Annotated in this window: 28 protein-coding genes; 22 read left to right on the top strand and 6 right to left on the bottom strand. The window is 63.2% G+C overall.

Annotated features, from left to right (window positions below; genetic code table 11):
- Positions 1 to 118: 118 nt before the first annotated feature.
- Positions 119 to 730, bottom strand: coding sequence for an FMN-dependent NADH-azoreductase (locus J4D52_RS08550; RefSeq protein ID WP_063430584.1), 612 nt, complete (start codon positions 728 to 730; stop codon positions 119 to 121).
- A gap of 129 nt (positions 731 to 859) precedes the next feature.
- Between J4D52_RS08550 and J4D52_RS08545 the strand changes: the two genes are divergently transcribed.
- Together J4D52_RS08545 and J4D52_RS08540 are read left to right on the top strand one after the other, a co-directional pair.
- Positions 860 to 1,768, top strand: a complete 909-nt coding sequence (locus tag J4D52_RS08545) for a LysR substrate-binding domain-containing protein (RefSeq protein ID WP_063430582.1) — start codon at positions 860 to 862, stop codon at positions 1,766 to 1,768.
- Positions 1,769 to 1,791: 23 nt separating this feature from the next.
- The gene (locus J4D52_RS08540) at positions 1,792 to 2,136 is read left to right on the top strand and encodes an MmcQ/YjbR family DNA-binding protein (RefSeq protein ID WP_025809028.1); all 345 of its coding nucleotides are present in this window, start codon (positions 1,792 to 1,794) and stop codon (positions 2,134 to 2,136) included.
- A 138-nt stretch (positions 2,137 to 2,274) separates the two neighbouring features.
- Here the strand turns inward: J4D52_RS08540 and J4D52_RS08535 are convergent, their stop codons facing one another.
- Positions 2,275 to 2,700: a DUF1294 domain-containing protein gene (locus J4D52_RS08535; RefSeq protein WP_009043775.1), complete on the bottom strand. Its 426-nt coding sequence runs from the start codon at positions 2,698 to 2,700 to the stop codon at positions 2,275 to 2,277.
- Positions 2,700 to 3,530, bottom strand: coding sequence for an undecaprenyl-diphosphate phosphatase (locus tag J4D52_RS08530; protein WP_063430927.1), 831 nt, complete (start codon positions 3,528 to 3,530; stop codon positions 2,700 to 2,702). Before J4D52_RS08530 ends, J4D52_RS08535 begins: the two co-directional genes overlap by 1 nt.
- 284 nt (positions 3,531 to 3,814) lie before the next feature.
- Between J4D52_RS08530 and J4D52_RS08525 the strand changes: the two genes are divergently transcribed.
- From J4D52_RS08525 to J4D52_RS08485, 9 genes are all read left to right on the top strand, one after another.
- On the top strand, positions 3,815 to 5,449 hold the full coding sequence (locus J4D52_RS08525) for a methyl-accepting chemotaxis protein (protein WP_102677811.1): 1,635 nt from the start codon (positions 3,815 to 3,817) through the stop codon (positions 5,447 to 5,449).
- Between the two features lie 106 nt (positions 5,450 to 5,555).
- A complete protein-coding gene (gene pnuC / locus J4D52_RS08520; protein WP_063430578.1) occupies positions 5,556 to 6,122 on the top strand; it encodes a nicotinamide riboside transporter PnuC in 567 nt (188 codons plus the stop codon).
- Positions 6,119 to 6,643: an AAA family ATPase gene (locus tag J4D52_RS08515; protein WP_063430576.1), complete on the top strand. Its 525-nt coding sequence runs from the start codon at positions 6,119 to 6,121 to the stop codon at positions 6,641 to 6,643. The genes pnuC and J4D52_RS08515 overlap by 4 nt, the downstream gene beginning before the upstream one ends.
- Before the next feature lie 355 nt (positions 6,644 to 6,998).
- A complete protein-coding gene (locus tag J4D52_RS08510; RefSeq protein ID WP_063430574.1) occupies positions 6,999 to 7,460 on the top strand; it encodes a hypothetical protein in 462 nt (153 codons plus the stop codon).
- 1 nt (position 7,461) lies between these two features.
- Positions 7,462 to 8,040, top strand: coding sequence for a hypothetical protein (locus J4D52_RS08505; RefSeq protein WP_063430572.1), 579 nt, complete (start codon positions 7,462 to 7,464; stop codon positions 8,038 to 8,040).
- Between the two features lie 62 nt (positions 8,041 to 8,102).
- Entirely contained in the window at positions 8,103 to 9,158 is a 1,056-nt protein-coding gene (locus J4D52_RS08500) for a hypothetical protein (RefSeq protein ID WP_063430570.1), read from the top strand.
- Positions 9,159 to 9,221: 63 nt separating this feature from the next.
- Positions 9,222 to 9,902 carry a C39 family peptidase gene (locus tag J4D52_RS08495; protein ID WP_025809036.1) on the top strand — a complete coding sequence of 227 codons (681 nt, stop codon included), beginning with the start codon at positions 9,222 to 9,224 and terminating at the stop codon, positions 9,900 to 9,902.
- A 44-nt stretch (positions 9,903 to 9,946) separates the two neighbouring features.
- Complete coding sequence (locus J4D52_RS08490; protein ID WP_025809037.1) at positions 9,947 to 10,693, top strand: hypothetical protein; 747 nt, start codon at positions 9,947 to 9,949, stop codon at positions 10,691 to 10,693.
- Between the two features lie 45 nt (positions 10,694 to 10,738).
- Complete coding sequence (locus tag J4D52_RS08485) at positions 10,739 to 12,019, top strand: transporter (RefSeq protein WP_025809038.1); 1,281 nt, start codon at positions 10,739 to 10,741, stop codon at positions 12,017 to 12,019.
- Positions 12,020 to 12,080: 61 nt separating this feature from the next.
- On the opposite strand, the gene J4D52_RS08480 is transcribed toward J4D52_RS08485, so the two are convergent.
- Positions 12,081 to 13,406: a sigma-54 dependent transcriptional regulator gene (locus J4D52_RS08480; RefSeq protein ID WP_063430568.1), complete on the bottom strand. Its 1,326-nt coding sequence runs from the start codon at positions 13,404 to 13,406 to the stop codon at positions 12,081 to 12,083.
- A 351-nt stretch (positions 13,407 to 13,757) separates the two neighbouring features.
- Here J4D52_RS08480 and J4D52_RS08475 point away from each other — a divergent pair, with 351 nt between their 5' ends.
- The gene (locus J4D52_RS08475) at positions 13,758 to 14,024 is read left to right on the top strand and encodes a hypothetical protein (RefSeq protein ID WP_009048883.1); all 267 of its coding nucleotides are present in this window, start codon (positions 13,758 to 13,760) and stop codon (positions 14,022 to 14,024) included.
- A gap of 271 nt (positions 14,025 to 14,295) precedes the next feature.
- Here J4D52_RS08475 and paaX read toward each other — a convergent pair whose 3' ends face one another.
- Both paaX and paaY read right to left on the bottom strand, forming a co-directional pair.
- Complete coding sequence (gene paaX, locus J4D52_RS08470; RefSeq protein ID WP_025809040.1) at positions 14,296 to 15,219, bottom strand: phenylacetic acid degradation operon negative regulatory protein PaaX; 924 nt, start codon at positions 15,217 to 15,219, stop codon at positions 14,296 to 14,298.
- Between the two features lie 86 nt (positions 15,220 to 15,305).
- On the bottom strand, positions 15,306 to 15,902 hold the full coding sequence (gene paaY, locus J4D52_RS08465) for a phenylacetic acid degradation protein PaaY (RefSeq protein ID WP_025809041.1): 597 nt from the start codon (positions 15,900 to 15,902) through the stop codon (positions 15,306 to 15,308).
- 359 nt (positions 15,903 to 16,261) lie between these two features.
- Here paaY and paaF point away from each other — a divergent pair, with 359 nt between their 5' ends.
- From paaF to paaD, 10 genes are all read left to right on the top strand, one after another.
- Positions 16,262 to 17,035, top strand: a complete 774-nt coding sequence (paaF, locus tag J4D52_RS08460; protein WP_102677810.1) for a 2,3-dehydroadipyl-CoA hydratase PaaF — start codon at positions 16,262 to 16,264, stop codon at positions 17,033 to 17,035.
- A gap of 51 nt (positions 17,036 to 17,086) precedes the next feature.
- Positions 17,087 to 17,878 carry a 2-(1,2-epoxy-1,2-dihydrophenyl)acetyl-CoA isomerase PaaG gene (gene paaG / locus J4D52_RS08455; RefSeq protein ID WP_102677809.1) on the top strand — a complete coding sequence of 264 codons (792 nt, stop codon included), beginning with the start codon at positions 17,087 to 17,089 and terminating at the stop codon, positions 17,876 to 17,878.
- Positions 17,879 to 17,880: 2 nt separating this feature from the next.
- Complete coding sequence (gene paaH, locus J4D52_RS08450; protein WP_102677808.1) at positions 17,881 to 19,398, top strand: 3-hydroxyacyl-CoA dehydrogenase PaaH; 1,518 nt, start codon at positions 17,881 to 17,883, stop codon at positions 19,396 to 19,398.
- Entirely contained in the window at positions 19,391 to 19,840 is a 450-nt protein-coding gene (gene paaI / locus J4D52_RS08445; RefSeq protein WP_023964863.1) for a hydroxyphenylacetyl-CoA thioesterase PaaI, read from the top strand. Before paaH ends, paaI begins: the two co-directional genes overlap by 8 nt.
- Positions 19,833 to 21,038, top strand: coding sequence for a 3-oxoadipyl-CoA thiolase (gene pcaF / locus J4D52_RS08440; protein WP_102677807.1), 1,206 nt, complete (start codon positions 19,833 to 19,835; stop codon positions 21,036 to 21,038). Before paaI ends, pcaF begins: the two co-directional genes overlap by 8 nt.
- A 104-nt stretch (positions 21,039 to 21,142) precedes the next feature.
- Entirely contained in the window at positions 21,143 to 22,465 is a 1,323-nt protein-coding gene (paaK, locus tag J4D52_RS08435) for a phenylacetate--CoA ligase PaaK (RefSeq protein ID WP_102677806.1), read from the top strand.
- Positions 22,466 to 22,642: 177 nt separating this feature from the next.
- Positions 22,643 to 23,632 (top strand): 1,2-phenylacetyl-CoA epoxidase subunit PaaA, encoded by a 990-nt coding sequence (gene paaA, locus J4D52_RS08430; RefSeq protein ID WP_207272120.1) that lies wholly within the window; start codon positions 22,643 to 22,645, stop codon positions 23,630 to 23,632.
- A 65-nt stretch (positions 23,633 to 23,697) separates the two neighbouring features.
- A complete protein-coding gene (paaB, locus tag J4D52_RS08425) occupies positions 23,698 to 23,979 on the top strand; it encodes a 1,2-phenylacetyl-CoA epoxidase subunit PaaB (RefSeq protein WP_007926505.1) in 282 nt (93 codons plus the stop codon).
- 8 nt (positions 23,980 to 23,987) lie between these two features.
- The gene (gene paaC, locus J4D52_RS08420; RefSeq protein WP_102677206.1) at positions 23,988 to 24,749 is read left to right on the top strand and encodes a 1,2-phenylacetyl-CoA epoxidase subunit PaaC; all 762 of its coding nucleotides are present in this window, start codon (positions 23,988 to 23,990) and stop codon (positions 24,747 to 24,749) included.
- Positions 24,736 to 25,269: a 1,2-phenylacetyl-CoA epoxidase subunit PaaD gene (paaD, locus tag J4D52_RS08415; RefSeq protein ID WP_063430550.1), complete on the top strand. Its 534-nt coding sequence runs from the start codon at positions 24,736 to 24,738 to the stop codon at positions 25,267 to 25,269. Before paaC ends, paaD begins: the two co-directional genes overlap by 14 nt.
- The last annotated feature ends 18 nt before the right edge of the window (positions 25,270 to 25,287 follow it).

Below are 25,287 nucleotides of genomic sequence, written 5' to 3'. Positions count from 1 at the left end.
ACCCGCGCCAGAATAAACAACGCGAACACGAAAAACTCCGTATTCCGCTGCCTGGAGGGCATCAGAATACAGAGTTTAAAGGGCGTTGCCTGGGGCGTAAGCGACTTTTACACAAGCCTTACGCGGCAGCGAAAAGTTGCTCGCTGATTTGCGTCTGGGCGTCGCTCAAAGCCTTGTTGCGGACTTCGTCGCCATAAGCCAGGCCATGGGCGCGGACGAATTCGATATCGGTGATGCCGAGGAAGCCGAACAGCACCTTCAGGTAGTCCTCGTGAGCCACGCCAGTGGCTTGGCCGGCATGCAGGCCGCCTGCAGTGGAAACCACCACGACTTTCTTGCCACCGCACAGGCCTTCAGGGCCGGCTTCGGTGTAGCGGAAGGTCTGGCCGGCAACGGCGATGCGGTCGATCCAGGCCTTGAGCTGGGTCGGGATGGTGAAGTTGTACATAGGCGCGGCGATCACTACAGCATCGGCGGCCTGGAATTCGGCGAGGGTCGAAGCGCTCAGCTCGGCTTCGTGCTGCTGGGCGGCGTTGCGCACTTCGGCCGGGGTGCCGGCGGCCACCAGGGTGGCGGAGCTGAAGTGGCTGATGGCGTCGGTGGCCAGGTCGCGGTAGGTCACCTCAACGCTGGCGTCGGCGTTTTTCCAGGCCTTGACCACGCTTTCGCTCAGCTGACGGGAAGCCGAGTTGTCACCAAGGATGCTCGAATCGATATGCAACAGTTTCATCTGGGATTCTCCAAGTGAGGATCGCCACCGGGCGATCAATTGAAGACAATCCTACAGATGAAACCAATAGCTGATTAGTCGGCTAAAATGCGATAGTTTGTCCCATCAGCAGGACAGTCGAGTCACTCTATGCAAGACCTCAACGATCTTTATTACTTCGCCAAGGTGGTGGAGGCCGGTGGTTTCGCCGCCGCCGGGCGCTTACTGGGGGTTCCCAAATCCCGTTTGTCGCGGCGTATCGCCGAGCTGGAAGAGCGGCTGCACACCCGGCTGCTGCAACGCACCACCCGGCAATTGAAGCTGACCGCGGTCGGCGAACGTTACCTGCGCCACTGCCAGGCCATGCTGCTGGAAGCGGAAATGGCCGACGAGGCCGTGGCCAGCATGTCCAGCGAACCTCGCGGGCGCCTGCGGGTGTCCTGCCCGGTCGGCCTGGCCCATCATATGCTGCCGACCGTCATCAGCTCCTTTCTCGAGCAATATCCCCAGGTCCAGCTCGACATGCAGCTGCTCAACCGCCGGGTCGATGTGGTCGCCGAAGGCATCGACGTGGCGCTGCGAGTTCGCGAGCATGGCGACGAAGACCCCTTGCTGGTGACCCGGCGCCTGCGCCAGGCACAGACCGTGATGGTCGCCAGCCCGGCGTTCGCCCGCGAGTGGCCGATCCACAGCCCCGATGACCTGCACAAGGTACCGGTGCTGGGCGCCCTGGAGGCCGATCGCATGGTGCATTTGCGCATGCTCAATGCCCAGGACGAGAAATGCGACCTGGTCCTGGAGGCGCGCCTGGGCATCGACGACTTCCTCGTGCGCCGGTCCTGCGCCCTCGCCGGCCTTGGCTGTACCATCCTGCCGATGATGTATTGCGAGGAAGAACTGCAGACCGGGCAACTGGTGCAACTGCTGCCCGAGTGGTCGCTGCCTGGCGGTTGGCTGCAGGCGGTCTACCCTCACCGGCGCGGTGTATTGCCAGCGGTAAGGGCCTGGATCGAGCATGTCAGCGAAGCCTTCAAAGCCTGCGGGGACCGCACACTGTGACAGCGCGACAAAAGGAAAAAACCATGACTGAAGCGGATGTGGCGCAATTCTGCCTGGACTTGCCGGGCGCGCGCGAAGACTACAAATGGGGCGGTGTGCGGGTGTTTTCCGTGGCCGGCAACAAGATGTTCGCCCTGCAGAACCTGCGGGGCGAATCACTGGCGTTCAAGGTGGATAAGGAGCTGTTCCTCGGCCATGTCGACCGCCCCGGCATCGCGCCGGCGCCGTACCTGGCGCGAGCGCACTGGATCATCATGCAGACGCCCTACCCGCTGGGCGCCGGCGAACTGCGGGACTTGCTGCAGCGTTCCCACCAGTTGGTGGTGAGCAAGCTGCCCAAGCGGGTACAGGTCGGCCTGTTGCTTTAGGCTCTGTACGACAAGTGGCTGCGCTCGCTCATGCTGCGTTAAAAACAGGCTCGGAATGCTCATTTAGGCCCCTAAACTCCGCTTCCTCGCCTGTTTTTGCCTTGCCTGACCTTCGCTCGCCGACTTTTCGTAAAGAGCCTAGAACAGCGAGAACAGGCTGCCTTCAAGAAACAGCCGGTCGATCCAGAACACCTGGTGCAACAGCACGATCAGCCAGAACACCAGTTGATAGGACAGCTTGCGGGTCTTGTGGCGAAACGCCTGTTGCGCCAGCAAGGCGCCTGGCCAGCCACCGGCCAGCTCCACGGCGTGCAGAACGTTTTCCGGGGTCCGCCAGCTGTCGCTGCGGGCCTTGCGCTTGTCGCTCCAGTAGAGGAAGAACGTCAGCACGCTGACCGCGCCATAGGCCGCCAGCGGCACCCAGGAAATCCCCTTCACGCCCAGTAGCAGCGAACCGCACAAGGGCAAGGCACAAAGCAGCAGGAAAATCACCGCCTTGAGCCTTGGCTGCTGGATCCGTGCCCCGGCGACGTTGCCGGGGCGGTTCGGGTTGCGTGCGTCCATCAGGAATGGACCGCGGTCCAGTCGACCCAGCCGAACTGCCAGGTGGCGAGGATCACCAGGCCGAAAGCAATGCGGTACCAGGCAAAGGCCGCGTAGCTGTGGTTGGCGATGAACTTGAGCAGGCCCCTGACCGCGATCATCGCGAAGATGAACGAGGTGATGAAACCGACGGCGAACACCGGCAGGTCGTCCGGCTGGAACAGGTTGCGGTACTTGTAGCCCGAGTAGACCGCGGCACCGACCATGGTCGGCATGGCCAGGAAGAACGAGAACTCGGTGGCGGTCTTGCGCGACAGGCCAAACAGCAGGCCGCCAATGATGGTGGAGCCCGAGCGCGAAGTGCCTGGAATCATCGCCAGGCACTGGGCGAAACCGACCTTCAAGGCATCTTTCCAGCTGATCTCGTCCACTGTATTGGCATGGATTTCATGCTTCCGGCGTTCGGCCCAGAGCATGACCACGCCACCCACCACCAGCGCCGTGGCGACGGTGATCGGGTTGAACAGGTATTCGTGGATCAGGTCGGCGAAAATCACCCCCAGCACCACGGCGGGCATGAAGGCGATCAGCAGGTTGATGGTGAAACGCTGGGCGTTGCGCTGGGTCGGCAGGCCAGTGACCACATCGAGGATCTTGCGGCGAAACTCCCAGACCACCGCGAGAATGGCCCCCAGCTGAATGATGATGTTGAACGCCATGGCGCGTTCGCCACCGAAGTTGAGCAAGTCCGCAACGATAATCTGGTGGCCTGTACTGCTGATGGGCAGAAACTCTGTCAGCCCTTCCACAATCCCTAAAATCAATGCCTGTACGGCGGTCCAAAGCTCCATCAATCCCCCGAAGGTCATGCCGCGGCATGCCTCTTAGTTTTTCTTCAATGTTCACTGACGCGTGCGTTGCGACTTCGCAGCCGCAATAGGATCATCATCGCCCTTGAAAATTCCGTGAAAAATCAGCCGGATTCAGGTTTTTCGCGATGAGGCCGAAATCCTAGCAGACATACTCGAGAAACGCTGTCGCGTTGAGAGAATCGGCTGGACCTGACTGCAAGGAGCGCATGACGGATGTACAGGGTGTTTCCATTACAAGAACAACAATCGGGAGTGACAGATTCATGAACAGCTTACGCAGAATGTCGATCAGCCGCCGGCTGTGGCTGATCCTGATTGTGGCGGTACTGATGCTGATGACCCTGGGCATGCTGATGCTCAAGCAGATCCACGACGACCTGTACCAGGCCAAGGCCCAGAAGACCCAGCATGTGGTGCAGACCGCCAACGGCGTGCTGGCCTATTTCCAGAGCCTGGAAAGCGCCGGCAGCCTCGATCGCGCGACGGCGCAGAAGCAGGCGCTGAGCGCCATACGCGGCCTGCGCTACGACCAGAGCGACTACTTCTGGATCAACGACCTGACCCCGGTCATGGTCATGCACCCGACCAACCCCAAGCTCGACGGTCAGAACCTCTCGGCGATTCGCGATCCCGACGGCTTTGCCGTGTTCAACGAAATGGTGGCCATCGCCAAGGCCAAGGGCGCCGGCATGGTCAACTATCGCTGGCCGAAACCGGGCGCCAGCGAGCCGGTGCAGAAGACCTCCTATGTCCAGCTGTTCCAGCCCTGGGGCTGGATCATCGGTTCAGGGGTGTACATCGATGACGTGCAGGCCGAGTTCCGCAGCCAGGTGGTGAAAGCCTCGGTCGTCGGCATCGCCATTGCCCTGATCATGGCCCTGCTGGTGCTGCTGATCGCCCGCAGCATTGTCCGCCCGCTGCAGGAAACCGTGCACGCCATGGCCAACATCGCCAGCGGCGAAAGCGACCTGACCCGCGCCCTCGACACCCACGGCCAGGACGAAGTCACCGAACTGGCCCGGCACTTCAACGGCTTCACCGCCAAACTGCGTCTTGTCGTCAGCCAGTTGCAGGTATCGGCCAGCGCCCTGGCGCAATCCTCCGCCGACCTGGGCAGCAACGCCAGCCAGGCCCAGGAACGCAGCCAGCAGCAGTCGCAGCAGATGGAACTGGTGGCCACCGCCATCAACGAAGTGACCTACGGCGTACAGGACGTGGCGAAGAACGCCGAACACGCCGCCAGCGAGATGCGCGACGCCGAAGCCCAGGCCCAGCAGGGACAGGTCAATATCGACGGCAGCCTGCAACAGATCGACCGGCTTTCGGCCACCATCGACCAGGCCGTGGAGGTGATTCGCACCCTGGCCCAGGAAAGCACCCAGATCGGCAGCGTGCTGGAGGTGATCCATTCGATCGCCGAGCAGACCAACCTGCTGGCGCTCAACGCGGCGATCGAAGCCGCCCGTGCCGGCGAACAGGGTCGTGGCTTTGCCGTGGTGGCCGATGAGGTACGCCTGCTGGCCCAGCGCACGCAGAAGTCCACCGCCGAGATCCAGTCGATGATCGAACGCCTGCAAGGGCACTCGGAAGCCGCGGTAAAAGTCATCGGCGACAGCAGCCGGGCTTCGCAGCAGACCATCGAGCAGGCCGGGCTGGCCGGGGAAAGCCTGAACGCCATCGGCCAGGCCCTGCGCAACCTCAACGGGCTGAACGCCTCCATCGCCAGCGCCACCCTGCAACAGGCCCATGTGGTCGAAGATATCAACCAGAACGTGACCCAGGCCGCCGGCCTGTCCCACAGCACCGCCCTGGCAGCCGAGCAGTCCAGTGCCGCCAGCCTGCACCTCAAGGAGCTGAGCGAGCAGCTCAACGGCCTGTTGCGCCAGTTCCGGGTCTGAGGCTGTGCATGGCGGGGTTCGCCCCGCCAAGGTTTGCGGCCTTCACTAACATGCAAGGCCGCTTCTGGTTACAATCCGCCCCCTCCTCCGCTTCCAGGTAGTTTTCATGTCCGGGCTTGAACTGTTCGCCGCTGCACTCGGCGTGATCGCCGTCTGGCTGACAGTCAGACAGAACCCCTGGTGCTGGCCGATCGGCCTGGTCATGGTGCTGCTGTATAGCTGGATCTTCTTCGAGGTGAAGCTGTATTCGGACATGCTGCTGCAAGTGGTCTACGCCGCCCTGCAACTCTATGGCTGGTGGCAATGGACCCGCGGCGGCGCCAGTCATCAGGGGCGTCCGGTCAGCCTGCTGGGGCCCCGCTCGATGCTGTTCGGCCTGAGCCTCGGGGCCATCGGCAGCCTGCTGCTGGGGGCGGCCATGGCCCATTGGACCGATGCCGCGCAACCCTGGCTGGACGCCGCGCTGACCGGCTTCAGCCTGGTGGCGCAGTGGTGGATGGCGCAGAAGCGCGTGCAGTGCTGGCCGTTGTGGATTGCCGTCGACGTGATTTTTGTCGGCCTGTTCATCTACAAGGACCTGTACCTGACCGCGGCACTGTACGGGCTGTTCACCCTGCTGGCCGTGCAGGGCTGGCGCGCCTGGCGGGCCGACCCGGCGTTGCGCCCGGCATGAAGGTGCTGGTACTGACCGGCCCCGAGTCCAGCGGCAAAAGCTGGCTCAGCAGCCACTTGCAGGCACGCTTCGGTGGCATCCAGGTGGGCGAGTACGTCCGCCATTTCATCGAGCAGAACCAGCGCGACACCTGCCTGGCGGATATCCCGGAGATCGCCCGCGGCCAGTTGGCCTGGGAAGACCAGGCCCGGGCGCAACACCCGTCGTTGCTGATTCTCGACACGCACCTGCTGAGCAATATGCTCTGGAGCCAGACCCTGTTCGGTACCTGCCCGGACTGGCTGGAACCCGAGCTGCTGGCTCGCTGCTATGACTTGCACCTGCTACTCTCCCCCGAAGATGTCGGCTGGAGCAACGACGGCCAGCGTTGCCAACCCGAACTGAGCGAGCGCCTGGCCTTCTTCAAGGCCACCGGTGATTGGCTGGTGCAACACCAGCAGCCCTTCGAAGTGATTCGCGGCGACTGGGAAGCCCGCCGGCAACGGGCATTCGAGCTGGTCGAGCGTCTGCTTCAGGGTTAGCCGAATCCTTTTCCTGTCCGCATTTTTTCTCCTCTGCCAGCGAGAAAAATGTCCATCCCTGAAACACCCGCCGCTACGTAAAACGGCCAAATCAAAGGGCTTCTCATTGCTCTTCGGCCATCTGTTAAAACGCTGATACAACCCGACGCGAGCCCCCCGATTCAGAGCCTCGCCATGGCAATACCGGGCTGCCGAAGGCGACAGTGGTCTCATTGTTGAAACACCCCTGGCCCGGCAACACTCCTGGTTATGCGTAACCTGTTGAATTTTTGAAACAATCAAAAAGCGGCACGGCTTCTGCTCTCTACCCTCGCAACGCTGACTAGGGCCAGCGATAGAAGAAGGGAATGCTGCCGTGGAGAATCACAATTCAGCTCTGACCCACCTCCTGCTGATCGGCTGTGCCATCGGCTCGCTGCTCAGCCTCCCGGTCCTGGCTGCCGACGACATCAGGGACGGCAGGATCGTTCTCGACCGCGACGTTCAACCTCGTAGCGTCGGCCGCCCTCCGCTGCATCCAGACCCCTACCCGACCACCGTCAATGCCAACCCTTCGGCCCGGGTCAAACAGATGACCAGCAACACCGAATTGAGCGACGGCGACTTTGCCGGGGTCAGCAGCGGTTCCACGATCAGCAGCAGCGTCATGCCCAACGGCGTCAACCTGCAGGGGCTGAACAGCGTCACCAACCCCAACGGCCTGACCGGCATGAGTGCCGGCCACGGCGGCGGTAGCGGTGGCGCCATCTCCGGCACCATCAACCGCTCGCTGAATTCTGGCCTGGCTCCTTTGGGCAGACTGGCCGGAGGCCAATGAGATGATTCGCACCCTCCTATTGCTTGCCCTGTTCGGCTGCCCTTCGGCAATGGCCGACCCAGGCATCCAGGCGGTGGACACCGCCACCCTGCACAACTCCGGCGCCCGCTACAACGGCAACTTCAACGTCAACCAGGCCGCCGGCGACCAGCAGCAACAGACCAACACGCGCGCCATCGCCATCGGCACCGACGCCCAGGCCACCACTGTGGTCCGGCAGAAGCTCGGCACGCCGGCCAGCAGCGCGATCGACGCCACCAGCAGCATCGACGGCAACGCTTTCAGTAATGGCAACGGGGTCCTGGGCGTGAACCAGGGAGCCGGCGCCAACAACCAAATGGTCAACGCAATGCGGGTGAGCATCAGTGCCCAGCCGCAAAGCATCGACGACAGCGTCCTGTCCCAGCAGAACGTGGCGCTGTTACCAGGCTCGGGAGCAACTGAGGCTTCCAAAGGCAGCCGCCAGGTCGTTACCAGCGACCAGGCCTTCACCGGCAGCCGGGGAGTGATTCAGGTGAACCAGAGTGCCGGGGTGGGGAACCGAATGGCTAACACCCTGAGCATACGGGTCGCTGACTGACCCGCAGCAGTGCGATTGGAAAGTACCAACACTTAACCAACTAATAAGCACGGAGAAACACCATGAAACCTACAATGGCTCTCAAGCCACTGGTTTTTGCACTTGCCGCAGTGATGGCAATCGCTGCACATGCAGGTGGTAATGACGACAACCACGGAGGTCACGGTGGTCATGGCGGCCATGGCGGTCACAATGGTCACCACGGCGGTCACGGTGGCCATGGCGGTCATGGAGGCAACGACGGTCTAGACCTCAAAACCAAGCTGCAACTCACCGCCGGAGCCGTGGCCAACGTAACCGATGAGCAGTTCAGCTCGGGCAACAGCGTCAGCAACCGCGGCACCAACAACAACGCCGACGCCAGCGACTCGATGAACAACTCCAACGGCAACATGGGCGCCAACGTGGCTGCCGGCGCCGGCAACCAACAAGACAACGCCGTCGCCCTGGCCACCGCCGATGAAAGCTTCATCTTCGGCAGCGCGGTAGCCACTTCCAGCGCGACCCAGACCAACACCAACAACACGGTGAAAAACTGGTCCACGCAAAACAACGCAACACTCGACAATGCTGGCAACGGCGGCTCCGGCAACATCGGCATCAACGTCACCGCCGGCGACTTCAACCAACAGAAAAACAACCTGGCAATCGCCGTATCCGGCGGACGCGTAGCGACCGCATCGGCTTCGGCCGACCAGACCGTCACTGGCCTGGACGTGGATAACAAGGGTGTACGTACCTACAAAAAAGACACCCTTACCAGTGAGTTCAATGCCTCCGGCACCTACAAAGGCACCGGCTACGGCAAGATCCAGGGCGACGACGATCACCATGGCGGTGGTCATCATGGCTACGACGATCGTAGTGGCGGTGGCGACCACGATAATGGCAATCAGAAGTTCACCTTCAAGGAACAAGGCACGATCGAACTTTCCGGCGTCTGGACGAAACAAGTGCTGACCAAAGACGGCTGGAAAAACCCTGTGATCAACAACGCGTCGATGTCTGGCTCGATGAACGGCTTCTCCGGCAACGGCGGCGCCAACGTCTCGGCGGGTGCCGGCAACCAACAAAGCAACTCGCTGTCCATCGCTGCCGGCTGCAGAGCCTGCCTGTAATCACGATAGTGACGAAAGCCCCGGAAACGGGGCTTTTCCACAGTCTCACAAGGAGTGTCGATCATGCGAGTTGCCGCCCTCTCCTTTCTCCTGTGCCTGGCGGGCCTGACTCAGGCCGCGCAGATGCCGGTGGCCGTGCTGCCTGGCGGAAACCTGGTGTACAAGCAGGTGCAGAGCGTGCGGGAGCGCAAATTCGCCGACCTGGTCGAGCAGAAAACCGACTTCAGCTGCGGCGCCGCCGCGCTGGCGACGATACTGCGCCAGGCCTACTGGCTCGACGTCGATGAGGAGCACGTCATCAAAGGCATGCTGGCCACCGCTGACCAGGACCTTGTGCGTACCCAGGGTTTCTCCATGCTGGACATGAAGCGCTACCTGGAAAGCATCGGCATGCGCGCCCGGGGCTACCGGATACCTCCCGACAAACTGCAGGCGGTCTCCATTCCGGTGGTGGTACTGATGGACATTCGTGGTTACAAGCACTTCGTGGTCATGCAGCGGGCACACAAAGACTGGGTCTATATCGGCGATCCCGTCCTGGGCCATAAACGCTACTCCCACGAAGACTTTGTCAAAGGCTGGAACGGTATCGTCTTCGCCATCGTCGGCCCCGGCTACGACAAGGCCAACGCCTTGCTCGACCCGCCCAACCCGCTGACGGCCAAGAACAAGCTGGATACCTTCAACCCGGTCAAAGACGCAGAACTGATGGAATTCGGTTTCATTCAGAGCGACTTCTTCTAGGGTCGCCCTAAGGATAAAGGGGCAGGATGCTCCGGGAGCAGCAGATGAAAAGCGCGTACTGGCTGGCCGCCGCCTGCCTGGTAACCAGTTTTCCTGCGTACGCTTATGCAGGGTTCAAGCCTATAGAAATCAAGGACCAGGAACTCTCCGAGCTCCGCGGTCGCTACGTCATGCCAGGGCGGATCATCAGCTTCGGCATTGTCATGAGCAGCACCTGGCGCAACGCCTCGGGCGATCTGATCGGCGCCACGACCTCGATGCAGATCCAGCAATCGACGATCAAACCGGAATTCTACGTCTCCACGATCAAGGAAGCCGGCAACGGCTCGACGCCGACCCAAGGCTCGGGCAACGTGATCGGCGGCGCGGGCCTGGCCACCACCCAAGGTGTGACCCAGAGCGTACGCGCGGCGGGCGATGGAAATAGCGCCTATAACAATGTTTCCATCGACGTCAGGGAAGCCAGCCATGCTCCGGCACTGGTGCCGGCGCAAGGCCAGCTGTTGATGAGCGGGCAAACCATCAGCGGCAGCAATGCCGCGGGCAGCGTGGCTGTGTCCGCCACCGGTGGTGGCATCCAGATGGCCATCCAGGCCAATAACAACCAGGGCTCGGCCCTGCAACAAGTGGCCCAGGGCGGCTTGCTGCAGAACACCCGTCTGCTGGGCGACAGCAACCTGGTCAGCAACATGACCCAACTGAACGTGGTACTCAACAATAACGGGGCGAGTACTGGCGCTTTGGACTGCAACCTGACCCAGCTCAAGGGTCTTCGCAACCTAGGATATTGAACTACGCTGATTCTCGATCATTAGGCTCAAAGGGACGGCTTACTCATGTATCGATCAGTCTCGCTGCGCGCAGTTGTATGTTTGAGCACGCTCCTCCCGACGGCACTGCTGCAGGCCGCGCCTGATGCCGACGTAGAGGCCCTGAAACGAGAATTACTGGAGCTTAAGCAACGTTACGAAGTGCAGCAGAAAGCACTGGCGGTATTGGAACAGCGGGTACGCCAGGTCGAGGAGCAACCGGCGGCGCCACCACCGAAACGCCTGGCCAAGTCGCCAGCGGACATGCGTGGCAACCAGCAGGTGGCCGGGACCACGACCCCGGCCGGCGGCAGCTCCTACGGGGAATCGCTCAAGGATGACTCGCAACCGGCGCAGAGCGTGTCCAACCTGTACGACGAAGCCAGCGGCTTCTTCGGCGGCGGCAAGTTCAGTGTCGAGACCGGCCTGACCTACTCCCGTTATGACACCCGGCAGCTGATCCTCAACGGTTTCCTGGCGCTGGACTCGATCTTCCTCGGCAACATCAACCTGGACCGGATCAAGGCCGACAACTGGACCCTCGACCTCACGGCCCGCTACAACCTGGACAACCGCTGGCAGTTCGACGTCAACGTGCCGGTGATCTACCGCGAATCGACCTACCAGTCCGGCGGCGCCCAGAACGGCGCGGCGGGCGTCACCAGCGAAAAAACCGTGTCCAAGGACCCGACCCTCGGCGACGTGAACTTCGGCATCGCCTACAAATTCCTCGACGAATCGGTCAATACCCCGGACGCGGTGTTGAGTTTGCGTGTCAAGGCGCCGACCGGCGAAGAGCCGTTCGGCATCAAGCTGCGCCAGGTCCAGGACAACACCAACCTGTTCGTCCCGGATGACCTGCCGACCGGTAACGGCGTCTGGTCCATCACCCCCGGTATCACGCTGGTCAAGACCTTCGACCCGGCGGTGCTGTTCGGTACCCTTTCCTACACCCACAACCTGGAAGAATCCTTCGACGACATCAGCTCCACGGTCAACCTGAAGACCCCGGGCAAGGTCAAGCTCGGCGACAGCTTCCAGATCGGCATGGGCATCGCCTTCGCCCTGAACGAGAAGATGAGTATGTCGTTCTCCTTCTCGGACCTGGTCCAGCGCAAGAGCAAGCTCAAGGAAGATGGCGGCGACTGGCAGTCCGTGGTGTCCAGCGATGCCAACGCCGGTTACTTCAACGTCGGCATGACCGTGGCGGCCACCGACAACCTGACCATAGTGCCCAACCTGTCCATCGGACTGACCGACGATGCCCCGGACTTCACCTTCAGCCTGAAATTCCCTTACTACTTCTAAACCACAGCCGAAAAAAGGCCCGCGGCGATCACTTCGCCGCGGGCCTTTTCGTTGCACCGCCCTAGCGGATCTGATGCTTGTGCAGCAAACGGTAGAAGGTCGGGCGCGATACGCCCAGCACCCTGGCCGCGACACTCAGGTTGTCGCTGTGCCGATTCAACACGTCGCACAAGGCCTGGCGCTCGGCCCGATGCTTGTAGTCCTCCAGCGTGCCCATGGGCGCGATGCTCGCCTGCGGGCTGAGCAGCCCCAGGTCCCGGGCCTCGATCTGCCGTCCCTCGGCCAGCACCAGGCCGCGCCGCACCCGGTTGGCCAACTCGCGGACATTGCCCGGCCAATCGTGCTTGCCCATGGCCACCAGTGCGTCCTCGCTGAAACTGCGCGGCCGGCGCCCGGTTTCCAGGCTATAGAAGTGGGAAAAATGGCTGGCCAACATGCCGATATCGCCATGCCGTTCGCGCAATGGCGCGGTAACCACCTGCAACACGTTCAGGCGGTAATACAGGTCTTCGCGGAAGCGCCCCTTGTCGATCGCCGCCTCGAGGTCGACGTGAGTCGCCGCCAACACCCGCACATCCACCGGAATCGGCTGGCTGCCGCCCACCCGTTCAATATGTTTTTCCTGCAGGAAGCGCAACAGATTGGCCTGCAGCTCCAGCGGCAGGTCGCCGATTTCGTCGAGAAACAGCGTGCCGCCATGGGCCGCCTCGATACGCCCGACCTTGCGTTGATGGGCGCCGGTGAACGCGCCCTTCTCATGGCCGAACAATTCGGACTGGATCAGGTGCTCGGGGATCGCCCCGCAGTTGATCGCCACGAAGGGCTTGCTGTGGCGCTGCGACTGCCGGTGCAGGGTCCTGGCCACCAGCTCCTTGCCGGTACCGCTTTCGCCGCGAATCAGCACTGGCGACTCAGTGGGCGCCAGCTTGCTCAAGAGTTTGCGCAAGTCGCGGATCGGTCGGCTGTCGCCCAGCAACTCATGCTCGGGCTGAGCGACATGAATGTGTCCCTGGCCACGCAGACGGGCCATGCCGAAAGCCCGCCCAAGGGTCACCTGGACCCGCGAGACATCGAACGGCAGAGTGTGGAAATCAAAAAACCACTCGCAGACGAAGTCGCCGACCTTCTGCAGGCGCAGCACGTCCGGGCTGAGCACCGCGATCCACTCGGTACCGCTGCGGCTGATCAGATCCTTGACCGCTTCCGGTCGCTCCAGGTGAAACGGCTGCAAACGCAGCAAGCCGACGTCACAGCCACGATCGACGGCCGATTCCAGGTCACAACTGTCGACATCCCAGCCCACCGTGCGTAATCCAGGCAGCAGACGATGACAATCGTCGCACGGGTCTACCACTAACAGACGCCGTTGGGCGGTCGCTTCAAGCATGACTGTTCCTTGGCGCCAAAAATAGGAAAAGTTATGAGAAACAGTAGTTTGGCGAACCTGGTTGTAACGTTAGCAATAACTTGACGGGGTCTTGTATCGATTGTTTATAGCGGCAATCACCATTTGGACTAACTCTTGGATGGATCCAAAAGCCTGGTTTAATTCCGTGCGCCAATCTTTCATTAAGCTTTCAAAAGAAGGCTCTGCAACGCGGCGATGAACAAAAGTTGTAAATTCTGGTCTTTCTATGTGACCTGATCCCTGGTTCGAGACATCAGTACAAGTAACCAGCCGAACGGTAAGCCCAACCGACGGCACATCATTTGATTGGGCACATAGAGAGAAGACCCCATGAACGCCCCGCTCCGTATCAACGAAGCACTTTTGATCGCCGACCGCGCATTCCAGCCATTCCAATGCGTCGCCTGGGCCCCACAAGACGGTAACGGCGAACTGAGCCTGACCGTCATCGACCGCACCAATACCCGTATTGGCCGCAAACAGATTCCAAGCAGCGCCTACTCCGACCCGGCGCAACTGGAAGACCTGCTGAAACAGGCCCGCGCCGAACTGAGCCAGGAAGGTTACAAACTGCAATCCTGGGCCATGCCAGAGTAAGAACACAGACGCAGATCACCTTCGGGTGATCTGCGTTATTTTGTCGCAGTTGATATAGCCACACTTTAGCCAGTTTGCAGAAAGTTCAACTTTCCCTGCCTGACTTGCTCCTCCCCCGCCTGTTTCAAGGCGAGTCTTCAGACATTCGTTAAAACCTCTTTATTACAGCCTTAGTCCGCGCCTGACGCGACACTTTAGTAGCTGCACATCCCTCGCCAGGCATTCCCAATGCTCGAGTTTTTCTGAACGAGGGCTGCGTCTTGAAAACGCCTTACTTCAAACCGCCAAAACGCCGATAGAAACTTTCGCCCACGTCGGGTAGCGGACCGTCGGCGTTTTCCAGCGCGTCATTGAGCCACTCCTCGGCCTTGGCATAGATCAACCGATAGATGTTGCGGCAGAGCTGGCGCGCCGCCCGCCCTTCCCAGTCGCCAGGGAGCAGTTCGTCCGGCAACTGCGGGTCGCGCAGCAGCAGTTTGCGGTACTCGTGGATCAGCAGCAGGCGCGCCAGGAAACAATCGGCCGGCTGCAGCTGCTCCTGCTCGCGCAGCGCTTGCCACAGCGGTCGGAACAGCTGGATGAACTCGCTGTAATGAGCCGCCAGTTCGTCGATGTTCCAGCTTTCGCGCACCTGCAGGCGCAGCGCCTTGGAGGCCAGCACATCCTGGGCAGTGGTCTCGAACAGAATGGTGTCTTCCTGGGCGCCGAGGTCCACCAGGGTGGCGTTGATATCCGCCCGATCGCTGCGCGGACAGGCCAGCACCACCGGCGAAATCGCGCCAAAACCTTGCCACTCCAGCTCTTCGCGTACCTGCTTGCGCTTGTCCTGGCCGAGTTGCGACAGCATCACCAGGCACCAGGAACCGTCCCAGGCCGGCACGCTGGCGTTGTAGACCCGCTTGAAAGCCTTGTCGAAACGCCGGCGACCGGTACCGGTCAGGCTGTAATAGCTGCGGCGCCCAACTTTCTCGGCGGTCAGCCAGCCTTCCTTGGTCAGGCGGAAAATCGAGGTGCGGATCAGCCGCTCGTTGATGCCGATGGGTTCGAGCAACTGGATCAGGCTGCCCAGCCATACCGTCCCGCCGTGGGGTTCGATGGCATCGCCGTACAGGGTAATAATCAGGGAGCTGGCGCGAATCGGCGTCTGCTCCTGGAAACGGGTCACGAGGTGATTCAGGGGTGCTAGGGACGACATGGGCGTACCGGACAAAAAGGAAGAAATATACCGGGTTTCGCCGGTTTCGAGTGGCCTGGACCGCGCTCTTCATGCGCCTTGGCTGTTCACTGCCCGGTATTTTTCGGGCGCAGGCCGCTGTCACTGATCCGCGGGCGATTGGCTTCCGGTTCCGCGAGCGGCTCGCAGACCTGCATCTGCTCCAGACAGCGCCTGGCCAACTGCTGATATTCACGGGTGCCGGCCTGCTTCCAGTGCAGCTCTTCATCACTGAGACGGCGTTTGACGCTGGCGGGGGCGCCCATGACCAGCGACTGCTCCGCACACTCGAAACCGGCCTTGACGAAGGCCGCCGCGGACACGAAGCAGCGTGGCGCGATGCGGGCGTTGTCCATCACCACCGCGTTCATCCCCACCAGCGCATCGGCGCCGATCCGGCAGCCGTGCAGCACCGCGCCGTGGCCGATATGGCCGTTGCGCTCGACCACCGTGTCGCTGTCGGGAAAACCGTGCATCACACAGGTGTCCTGCAGGTTGGCCCCCTCCTCCAGCACGATCCGCCCGAAATCGCCGCGCAGGCTGGCCAACGGGCCGATGTAGCAGTGGGCACCGACTATCACGTCGCCGATCAGCACGGCGGACGGATGCACATAGGCACTGGGATGGACCACCGGGGTCAGGCCGTCGAGGCTGTAGCAGGTCATGAGGTACTCCTTGGCTAGGGCGGCAAGTCGACACATTGCGCAAAGCGATGCCGATCAGGATTTATTTTGTATCACATCAAACCTAAACGAAAAAGCGGAAAATAAGTATCACGTCGCTGCACAGTGAGAGCCGCCATAGAACGGGCATAAACCCCAATAGAATTGAGAAAACCACCGACTTCCCTACCTATCCCTACCCTGGCGCGACCGACCAAATATCAAACATAAAGACACACTAATAATATTTTTACGTTGCATTTGTGTATCGCATTGGCGATATACTCGGCGAAAACCGGCTCCCCAGCCGATCCAATAATGACCCGGCCCTGCGCCGAGCGTGCACCCCGAGGGCATCCGCCATGCCTCAAACCCTTGCTGTCGAAAGCCTCGACGGCGGCGTTCGACTGATTACCCTGCAACGCCCCGCCGCCCTGAATGCCCTGACCACCGAATTACTCGGCGAACTGGCAGCCGCCCTGGACGCCGCCCAGGCCGATAACGAGACCCGGGTCGTGGTGCTGACCGGCAGCCGCAAGGCATTCGCCGCCGGCGCCGACATCAATGAAATGGCTGAGCGCGACCTCACCGGCATCCTCAACGACCCGCGCCAGGCTTCCTGGCAGCAGATCACCGGCTTCAGCAAACCATTGATAGCTGCGGTCAACGGCTTCGCCCTCGGCGGCGGCTGCGAGCTGGCCATGCACGCCGACATCCTGATCGCCGGCGAGGACGCGCGCTTCGGCCAGCCGGAAATCAACCTCGGGATCATGCCCGGCGCCGGCGGTACCCAGCGCCTGCTGCGGGCAGTCGGCAAATCCCTGGCCATGCAGATGGTCCTCGGCGGCGAGTCGATCGATGCCCGCCATGCCTTGCGCGCCGGCCTGGTCAGCGAGGTCACCCAGCAGGAACTCACGGTCGAGCGCGCCCTGCAGCTGGCGCGGCTGATCGCCGGCAAGGCGCCGCTGGCCTTGCGCCTGGCCAAGGAGGCACTGCTCAAGGCGCTGGACACCGACCTCGCCAGCGGCCTGCGCTTCGAGCGCCATGCCTTCACGGTGCTGGCCGGCACCCGCGACCGCGAAGAAGGCATCCGCGCCTTCCAGGAAAAACGCCGGCCCAGCTTCACCGGCCACTAGGCCGGCATACGGACCAACGACTCACACGACCCGTCAGAGAGCGCCAGAACCATGAACTTCGAACACATCCTGTTTTCCGTCGAGGCAGGCGTCGCCCTCCTCAGCCTGAACCGCCCCGAACAACTCAACAGCTTCAACACACAGATGCATGGCGAGGTCCGCGAAGCGCTCAAGCAACTGCGCGCCAATCCCGAGGCCCGGGTGCTGTTGCTGACCGGCGAAGGCCGCGGTTTCTGCGCCGGCCAGGACCTGAGCGACCGCAACGTGGCTCCCGGCGCGGAGGTACCGGACCTGGGCGAGTCCATCGAGCGCTTCTACAACCCGCTGATCCACCAGTTGCGCGACCTGCCGCTGCCAGTGATTTGCGCGGTGAACGGCGTGGCCGCCGGGGCCGGGGCCAACATCCCCCTGGCCTGCGACCTGGTGCTGGCCGGTCGGTCGGCAAGCTTTATCCAGGCGTTCTGCAAGATCGGCCTGATCCCCGATTCCGGCGGCACCTGGACCTTGCCGCGCCTGGTCGGCATGGCGCGGGCCAAGGCCCTGGCCTTGCTGGGCAATCGCCTGACGGCCGAACAGGCCGAGCAATGGGGCCTGATCTATCGCTGCGTCGAAGATGCCGAGTTGCGTGACGAGGCCCTCAAGCTCGCGCGCCACCTGGCCACCCAGCCGACCTACGGCCTGGCGCTGATCAAGCGCAGTCTCAACGCCAGCCTGAATAACAGCTTCGACGAACAGCTGGAACTGGAAAAAGACCTGCAACGCCTGGCCGGGCGCAGCGAGGACTACCGCGAAGGCGTGAGTGCCTTCATGGACAAACGCACACCGATCTTCAAGGGACGCTGAACATGAGCGCACTGACACCCCAGGCCCGTGTCGCGGTGATCGGCGCCGGCGCGATGGGCGCCGGCATTGCCCAGGTCGCGGCCCAAGCCGGCCACCCGGTATGGCTGCTGGACAACCGCCCGGGCGCCGCGGCGCAAGCCATCACCGGCATCGACCGGCAACTCGCCAGACGCGTGGCCAACGGCAAGCTCGATACCCAGGCGCACAGGGCAACCATGGCCCGGTTGCAGGCGGCCGAATCCATCGAGCAACTGGCCGACAGCGAGCTGATCATCGAAGCCATCGCCGAGAACCTCGAGGCCAAGCGTGAGCTGTTTCGCCAATTGGAAAGCCTGTGCCGCGACAGCTGCATCCTCGCCAGCAACACCTCTTCGCTGTCGATCACCCGCATCGCCGCCGGCCTGAAACGCCCCGAACGCCTGCTGGGCCTGCACTTCTTCAACCCGGCACCGGTAATGCCGCTGGTCGAGGTCGTCTCAGGGCTGGCCAGCGACCGGCAACTGGCGCAGCGCCTGTACGACACCGCGACAAACTGGGGCAAGAAGACGGTGCACACCCGGTCCACCCCGGGCTTTATCGTCAATCGCGTGGCCCGGCCGTTCTACGCCGAAAGCCTGCGCCTGTTGCAGGAAGGCACCGGCGACTGCGCCACCCTCGACGCCCTGCTGCGCGAGGCCGGTGGTTTTGCCATGGGCGCCTTCGAGCTGACAGACCTGATCGGGCACGACGTCAACTACGCAGTGACCCGCTCGGTATTCGAGGCCTATTACGGCGACATGCGCTTTCAGCCGTCGCTGATTCAGCAGGAACTGGTGGATGCCGGGCATTTCGGCCGCAAGACTGGCCAGGGCTTCTATTCCTATGCCGAGGGCGCCGAACGCCCAGCCCCTGTCGAACTGCACAGCGATCAGCCCATCGAGCACTGCGTGGTCGAGGGCGGCCTGGGGGCAGCCCAAGGTTTGCTGCAACGCCTGCGCGAGTCAGGTGTGCGGCTGATCGAGCGTGACGGCCATGGCCTGTTGCGGATCGGCGACGCGGTGCTGGCCGTCAGCGACGGACGCCTGGCCAGCCAGCGCGCCCGCGACCAAGGCTTGAGCAACCTGATCCTGCTGGACCTGGCCCATGACTATGCCAGCGCCGGACGCCTGGCCATCAGTTGCTGCGCCGGCACCAGCCCATTGGCCCGCGACCAGGCGGTGGCGTTGTTGCAACGCGCCGGGTTCAAGGTCAGCCAGCTCAGCGACAGCCCGGGGCTGCTGGTCCTGCGCACGGTGGCGATGCTCGCCAACGAGGCCGCCGACGCCTTGCTGCAAGGCGTGGCCTCGGCGGCGGACATCGACCTGGCGATGCGCGCCGGGGTCAATTACCCCGAAGGCCCCCTGGCCTGGGCCGACCGCCTGGGCCTGCCATGGGTGCTCGAGGTCCTGCAAAACCTGCAGGCCGCCTACGGCGAGGAGCGTTATCGACCGTCCCTGCTGTTGCGCCGCCGGGTGGCCGAAGGGAGGACGCTGCATGCTTGATCACCCTGCCATGAGCCTGGCCAGCGCGTGCGCCCAGAGCCTGTTCAAACGCGACAACGCCAGCCAGGCGCTGGGCATGCGCCTGCTGTCCGTGGCGCCCGGCGCCGCCCGACTGGGCATGAGCGTGCGCGAAGACATGCTCCAGGGCCACGGCACCTGCCACGGCGGCTTGCTGTTCACCCTGGCAGACTCGGCCTTCGCCCTGGCCTGCAATACCTACGACGAAGCCACCGTGGCCATCGGCTGCAGCATCGACTACATCGCCCCGGCCCGCCTGGGCGACACCCTGACCGCCGATTGCATCGAGCAAAGCCGTAGCGGCCGCACCGGCAACTACGACGTGCGGATCGAAAACCAGCATGGCGTGCTGATCGCCCTGTTCCACGGCAAATCCTACAAAGTGCGCGGCCCGGTGCTGGCGCAGGAGAACCCCAATGAATGACGCCCTGATCATCGATGCGGTCCGCACTCCCATCGGCCGTTACGGCGGCGCCCTGAGCAGCGTGCGTGCCGACGACCTGGGGGCAATACCCTTGCGCGCCCTGATGCAGCGTAATCCCGGGGTCGACTGGAGCCGGGTCGACGAAGTGATCTACGGCTGCGCCAACCAGGCCGGCGAGGACAACCGCAACGTGGCGCGCATGTCGGCGCTGCTGGCCGGGCTGCCGGTGGAGGTCCCCGGCACCACCCTCAACCGCTTGTGCGGCTCCGGCCTGGACGCCATCGGCACCGCCGCCCGCGCCCTGCGTTGTGGCGAGGCCGGGCTGGTACTGGCCGGCGGCGTCGAGTCGATGTCCCGTGCACCGCTGGTGATGGGCAAGGCGCAGACCGCGTTTTCCCGCCAGGCCGAGCTGTTCGACACCACCATCGGCTGGCGCTTCGTCAACCCGCTGATGGAACAAGGCTTCGGCATCGACTCGATGCCGGAAACCGCGGAGAACGTCGCCGCGCAGTTCGGCATTTCCCGCGCCGACCAGGACGCCTTCGCCCTGCGCAGCCAGCAGCGGGCCGCCGCCGCACAAGCCAGCGGACGCCTGGCCAGGGAAATAGTCCCGGTGCCCATTCCCCAGCGCAAAGGCCCGCCGACCCTGGTCGAACACGACGAACACCCGAGGGGCGACACCAGCCTCGAACAGTTGCAGAAGCTCGGCACGCCGTTCCGCCAGGGCGGCAGCGTCACCGCGGGCAACGCCTCGGGGGTCAACGACGGTGCCTGCGCCCTGTTGCTGGCCGATGCCGCGACCGCGCAACGCTACAACCTCAAGGCGCGTGGTCGGGTGGTCGCCATGGCCACCGCCGGGGTCGAGCCACGGATCATGGGCATCGGCCCGGTGCCGGCCACGCGCAAGGTACTGGAACTGGCCCGGCTGAGCCTGGCGGACATGGACGTGATCGAACTCAACGAGGCGTTCGCCGCCCAGGGCCTGGCGGTACTGCGCGAGCTGGGCCTGGCGGACGACGACGGGCGGGTCAACCCCAACGGCGGCGCGATCGCCCTGGGCCACCCCCTGGGCATGAGCGGCGCGCGCCTGGTGACCACCGCGCTGCACGAGCTGGAGCAGCGCCAGGGCCGCTACGCCTTGTGCACCATGTGCATCGGCGTGGGCCAGGGCATCGCCCTGATCATCGAACGACTTTAAGACCAGATACACCCGCGCCCGGAGCCCCCACGGGTATCCTTGGCGCAGGCACTCAAGACCCGCCCGCCGGCGGGTCGCAACACAACAATAATTCGAGTGAAGCCATGAACATGCCAATTGCCAAAGCCGTGCTTGATCCCCTGCTGGACCCGCTGGAAACCGCCAGCGTCGACCAGCTGCGCCAGCATCAGCTGGAACGCCTGCGCTGGAGCCTGAACCACGCCTACCGGAATGTGCCGCTGTACCGTCAGCGCTTCGACGCGCTCGGCGTGCACCCGGACGATGTGCGCAGCCTGGAGGACCTGGCGAAGTTCCCGTTCACCAGCAAGTCCGACCTGCGCGACAACTACCCCTACGGCATGTTCGCCGTGCCGATCCAGGACGTGGTGCGCCTGCACGCCTCCAGCGGCACCACCGGCAAGCCGACGGTGGTCGGCTACACCCAGAACGACATCGACACCTGGGCCAGGGTGGTCGCGCGTTCGATTCGCGCCGCCGGCGGCCGACGTGGTGACAAGGTCCATGTGTCCTACGGCTACGGCCTGTTCACCGGCGGCCTGGGGGCGCACTACGGCGCCGAACGCCTGGGCTGCACGGTGATTCCGATGTCCGGCGGCCAGACCGAAAAACAGGTGCAGCTGATCAAGGACTTCCAGCCGGACATCATCATGGTCACGCCCTCCTACATGCTCAACATCGCCGACGAGATCGAGCGCCAGGGCATCGATCCGCAAAAGCTCGCCCTGCGCCTGGGAATCTTCGGCGCCGAACCCTGGACCGCCGAACTGCGCAGCGCCATCGAGCAGCGCCTGGGCATCACCGCCCTGGACATCTACGGGCTCTCGGAAATCATGGGCCCCGGCGTGGCCATGGAGTGCGCCGAGACCAAGGACGGGCCGACCATCTGGGAAGACCACTTCTACCCCGAGATCATCGACCCGGTGACCGGCCAGGTGCTGCCGGATGGCCAGATGGGCGAACTGGTGTTCACCTCGCTGAGCAAGGAAGCCCTGCCGATGATCCGCTACCGCACCCGCGACCTGACCCGCCTGCTGCCCGGTACGGCGCGGCCCATGCGGCGGATCGACAAGATCACCGGGCGCAGCGACGACATGCTGATCATTCGCGGGGTCAACGTGTTCCCCACGCAGATCGAGGAGCAGGTGCTCAAGGTCCAGCAACTCTGCGAATGCTACGAAATCCACCTGTACCGCAACGGCAACCTCGACAGCGTCGAGGTGCATGTGGAACTCAAGAACGAGCATCAGCAGCTGGGCGACGAGCAGCAGAAAGCCATCTGCGACGAACTGAGCCGGCACATCAAGACCTATATCGGCATCAGCTCGCGTATCGTTTTGCGCCCACCCTTCTCCCTCAAACGCTCCGAAGGCAAGGCCAGCCACGTGGTGGATAACCGGCAAAAATAAGCCTTTCGCGCTTAAAGCCCTGCTTCGGCGGGGCTTTTTTTTGCCCGCGGGAAAGCCCTCGCCGGGCAAAGCGATACAAAAACACATACGACACGCTATTTTATGTTTGATATTTATTTTTGTATCACATATAAAGTTCTCCATGCCCAGGCAATCCTTCACGGCAGGAGACGCACCATGTACGCACAGCTGGTAGAGACCGGAATCAAAAGCATCAAGCCCCGTTCGGAGATGTCCGAACAGGAACGCGCCTTCCAGGAAAAAATCGATTCGGAAATCAAGATCGAAGCCAAGAACTGGATGCCGGATGCCTATCGGCAAACCCTGATCCGGCAGATTTCCCAGCACGCCCATTCGGAAATCGTCGGCATGCTGCCCGAAGGCAACTGGGTGACCCGCGCCCCGACCCTCAAGCGCAAGCTGCAACTGATGGCCAAGATCCAGGACGAAGCCGGCCATGGCCTGTACCTGTACAGCGCGATGGAAACCCTGGGCGCCGACCGCGACGAGGAAATCGCCAAGCTGCACAGCGGCCGCGCCAAGTACTCGAGTATCTTCAACTACCCGACGCTGAACTGGGCCGACATGGGCGCGGTGGGCTGGCTGGTGGACGGCGCGGCGATCGTCAACCAGGTGGTGCTGCAACGCACCTCCTACGGCCCCTACTCCCGAGCCATGGTGCGCATCTGCAAGGAAGAGAGCTTCCACCAGCGCCAGGGCTACGAAATCCTCCTGACCCTGATGCGCGAGGGCAACCAGGCGCAGAAGGACATGGTCCAGGACGCCATCGACCGCCTGTGGTGGCCAGCGCTGATGATGTTCGGCCCCAGCGACGAACACTCGCCCAACAGCGCGCAATCCATGGCCTGGAAGATCAAGCGCCAGAGCAACGACGAACTGCGCCAGCGCTTCATCGACCAGACCATCCCGCAGCTGGAGCTGCTCGGCTGCACCTGCCCGGACCCGGACTTGAAGTGGAACGCCGAGCGCGGCCACTACGACTTCGGCGAGATCCAGTGGGACGAATTCTACGAAGTGCTCAAGGGCAACGGCCCGTGCAACCAGGAACGCCTCGCCACCCGGCGCAAGGCCATCGAGGACGGCGCCTGGGTGCGCGAGGCCGCGGTCGCCCACGCCCGCAATAAAACCAATAAAAACGCCGCGTGAACCCTGGCCGCGGCAACCCGCGGCCAGGACTACACCGCTTCAGCCCCTGATGTGGAGTCACCCTTATGTCTGAATGGACCCTCTTCGAAGTCTTCGTGCGCAGCAAGCACGGGCTCAACCACAAGCACGTCGGCAGCGTGCACGCCGCCGACAGCGCCATGGCCATCGAGAACGCCCGCGAGCTCTACACCCGCCGCAGCGAAGGCGTGAGCCTGTGGGTGGTGCCCTCGGCGCTGATCGTCGCCTCGTCCCCGGATGAAAAGGACCCGCTGTTCGACCCGGCGGACGACAAGGTCTATCGCCACGCCAGCTTCTACGAGCTGCCGGCCGAAGTCGGGCACATGTGAGGTCGACCATGAACACGCAAAACGAATTGATCCAATACCTGCTGCGCCTGGGCGACAGCGCCCTGGTCCAGGGCCAGCGCCTGTGCCAGTGGTGCGGCCGCGCGCCGGCCCTGGAAGAAGAACTGGCGCTGATGAACGTCGGCCTCGACCTGGTGGGCCAGGCCCGCAACTGGCTGGACTACGCCGCCGAACTGCTGGACGACGGCCGCGATGCCGACCACCTGGCGTTCCGCCGCGACGAGCGGGCCTATCGCAACCTGCTGCTGGTCGAGCAGCCCAACGGCGATTTCGCCGTGACCATGCTCAAGCAGTTTCTCTACGACGCCTGGCACCTGGAAGTGCTCAAGGGCCTGGCCCAGTCCAGCGACGAGCGTATCGCCGGGATCGCCGCCAAAGCGGTGAAGGAAGTCACCTATCACCTGCGTCGCTCCAGCGAATGGGTCGAGCGCCTGGGCGACGGCACCGAGCACAGCCACCAACGCATGCTGGAGGCGATTCCCCTGCTCTGGCGCTTCACCCTCGAGCTGATCAGCGGCGACGACAGCGAAAACCACCTGCACGGCGCCGGCATCATCGCCGACCCCGCACAGGTCGCCAGCGCCTGGCAGGCCAGGGTGACGCAGATCTTCACCAGCGCCACCCTGCCCCTGCCACCGGCCCCCTGCCATTTCTACCTGGACGCCCGCCGCGGCCTGCACAGCGAACACCTGGGCATTCTGCTGGCGGAAATGCAGGCGCTGCCACGAGCCTACCCCGATGCGACCTGGTGAACTGATTTCCAGCGACCGCGGCGCCCGCGCCCAGCAACCGGGCGATCTGGAAACCGCCTGGAACATCCTCGGCGCGGTCATGGACCCGGAGGTGCCGGTGGTCAGCGTGGTGGACCTGGGCATCGTTCGCGACCTCGACTGGCACGACGGCCACCTGCAGGTGGTGGTCACCCCGACCTATTCCGGCTGCCCGGCCACCGAGGTGATCGAGGGCGATATCCGCGCGGCCCTGGAACTCGCCGGGTTTTCCGCGCCCCGCCTGCAACGCCGGCTGACCCCGGCCTGGAGCACCGACTGGATCACCGCCAGCGGCCGCGAACGGCTGCGGGCCTACGGCATCGCCCCGCCAGTGGGTAGTGGCAGCAAACGCAGCCTGCTGGGTGAAAGCGCTGCCATCTGCTGCCCGCAATGTGGCAGCGCCCACACCGAACAGCTCAGCGAGTTCGGCTCGACCGCCTGCAAGGCGCTGTATCGCTGCCAGGACTGCCTGGAGCCGTTCGACTATTTCAAGTGCATCTGACGCCGCGTCAGTGGGAGA

It is taken from the genome of Pseudomonas sp. GW460-12-10-14-TSB1 (genome assembly GCF_017349775.1).
Classification (GTDB): Bacteria; Pseudomonadota; Gammaproteobacteria; order Pseudomonadales; family Pseudomonadaceae; genus Aquipseudomonas; species Aquipseudomonas piscium.
Note: the sequence above shows the minus strand (reverse complement) of the source record. Positions and strands in the feature narration are given on the sequence as shown.

What these genes read in the sequence shown, in the direction of transcription:
- paaA (WP_207272120.1), top strand. Translation starts at nt 22,643, where the DNA reads ATGTACGCACAGCTGGTAGAGACCGGAATCAAAAGCATCAAGCCCCGT.
- paaB (WP_007926505.1), top strand. Translation starts at nt 23,698, where the DNA reads ATGTCTGAATGGACCCTCTTCGAAGTCTTCGTGCGCAGCAAGCACGGG.
- pnuC (WP_063430578.1), top strand. Translation starts at nt 5,556, where the DNA reads ATGTCCGGGCTTGAACTGTTCGCCGCTGCACTCGGCGTGATCGCCGTC.
- J4D52_RS08490 (WP_025809037.1), top strand. Translation starts at nt 9,947, where the DNA reads ATGAAAAGCGCGTACTGGCTGGCCGCCGCCTGCCTGGTAACCAGTTTT.
- J4D52_RS08495 (WP_025809036.1), top strand. Translation starts at nt 9,222, where the DNA reads ATGCGAGTTGCCGCCCTCTCCTTTCTCCTGTGCCTGGCGGGCCTGACT.
- paaH (WP_102677808.1), top strand. Translation starts at nt 17,881, where the DNA reads ATGAGCGCACTGACACCCCAGGCCCGTGTCGCGGTGATCGGCGCCGGC.
- J4D52_RS08545 (WP_063430582.1), top strand. Translation starts at nt 860, where the DNA reads ATGCAAGACCTCAACGATCTTTATTACTTCGCCAAGGTGGTGGAGGCC.
- J4D52_RS08500 (WP_063430570.1), top strand. Translation starts at nt 8,103, where the DNA reads ATGAAACCTACAATGGCTCTCAAGCCACTGGTTTTTGCACTTGCCGCA.
- J4D52_RS08540 (WP_025809028.1), top strand. Translation starts at nt 1,792, where the DNA reads ATGACTGAAGCGGATGTGGCGCAATTCTGCCTGGACTTGCCGGGCGCG.
- paaI (WP_023964863.1), top strand. Translation starts at nt 19,391, where the DNA reads ATGCTTGATCACCCTGCCATGAGCCTGGCCAGCGCGTGCGCCCAGAGC.
- paaG (WP_102677809.1), top strand. Translation starts at nt 17,087, where the DNA reads ATGAACTTCGAACACATCCTGTTTTCCGTCGAGGCAGGCGTCGCCCTC.
- J4D52_RS08480 (WP_063430568.1), bottom strand. Translation starts at nt 13,406, where the DNA reads ATGCTTGAAGCGACCGCCCAACGGCGTCTGTTAGTGGTAGACCCGTGC.
- J4D52_RS08550 (WP_063430584.1), bottom strand. Translation starts at nt 730, where the DNA reads ATGAAACTGTTGCATATCGATTCGAGCATCCTTGGTGACAACTCGGCT.
- paaY (WP_025809041.1), bottom strand. Translation starts at nt 15,902, where the DNA reads ATGACCTGCTACAGCCTCGACGGCCTGACCCCGGTGGTCCATCCCAGT.
- paaF (WP_102677810.1), top strand. Translation starts at nt 16,262, where the DNA reads ATGCCTCAAACCCTTGCTGTCGAAAGCCTCGACGGCGGCGTTCGACTG.
- paaC (WP_102677206.1), top strand. Translation starts at nt 23,988, where the DNA reads ATGAACACGCAAAACGAATTGATCCAATACCTGCTGCGCCTGGGCGAC.
- paaX (WP_025809040.1), bottom strand. Translation starts at nt 15,219, where the DNA reads ATGTCGTCCCTAGCACCCCTGAATCACCTCGTGACCCGTTTCCAGGAG.
- J4D52_RS08535 (WP_009043775.1), bottom strand. Translation starts at nt 2,700, where the DNA reads ATGGACGCACGCAACCCGAACCGCCCCGGCAACGTCGCCGGGGCACGG.
- J4D52_RS08530 (WP_063430927.1), bottom strand. Translation starts at nt 3,530, where the DNA reads ATGGAGCTTTGGACCGCCGTACAGGCATTGATTTTAGGGATTGTGGAA.
- J4D52_RS08475 (WP_009048883.1), top strand. Translation starts at nt 13,758, where the DNA reads ATGAACGCCCCGCTCCGTATCAACGAAGCACTTTTGATCGCCGACCGC.
- J4D52_RS08515 (WP_063430576.1), top strand. Translation starts at nt 6,119, where the DNA reads ATGAAGGTGCTGGTACTGACCGGCCCCGAGTCCAGCGGCAAAAGCTGG.
- J4D52_RS08505 (WP_063430572.1), top strand. Translation starts at nt 7,462, where the DNA reads ATGATTCGCACCCTCCTATTGCTTGCCCTGTTCGGCTGCCCTTCGGCA.
- paaK (WP_102677806.1), top strand. Translation starts at nt 21,143, where the DNA reads ATGAACATGCCAATTGCCAAAGCCGTGCTTGATCCCCTGCTGGACCCG.
- J4D52_RS08525 (WP_102677811.1), top strand. Translation starts at nt 3,815, where the DNA reads ATGAACAGCTTACGCAGAATGTCGATCAGCCGCCGGCTGTGGCTGATC.
- paaD (WP_063430550.1), top strand. Translation starts at nt 24,736, where the DNA reads ATGCGACCTGGTGAACTGATTTCCAGCGACCGCGGCGCCCGCGCCCAG.
- J4D52_RS08485 (WP_025809038.1), top strand. Translation starts at nt 10,739, where the DNA reads ATGTATCGATCAGTCTCGCTGCGCGCAGTTGTATGTTTGAGCACGCTC.
- pcaF (WP_102677807.1), top strand. Translation starts at nt 19,833, where the DNA reads ATGAATGACGCCCTGATCATCGATGCGGTCCGCACTCCCATCGGCCGT.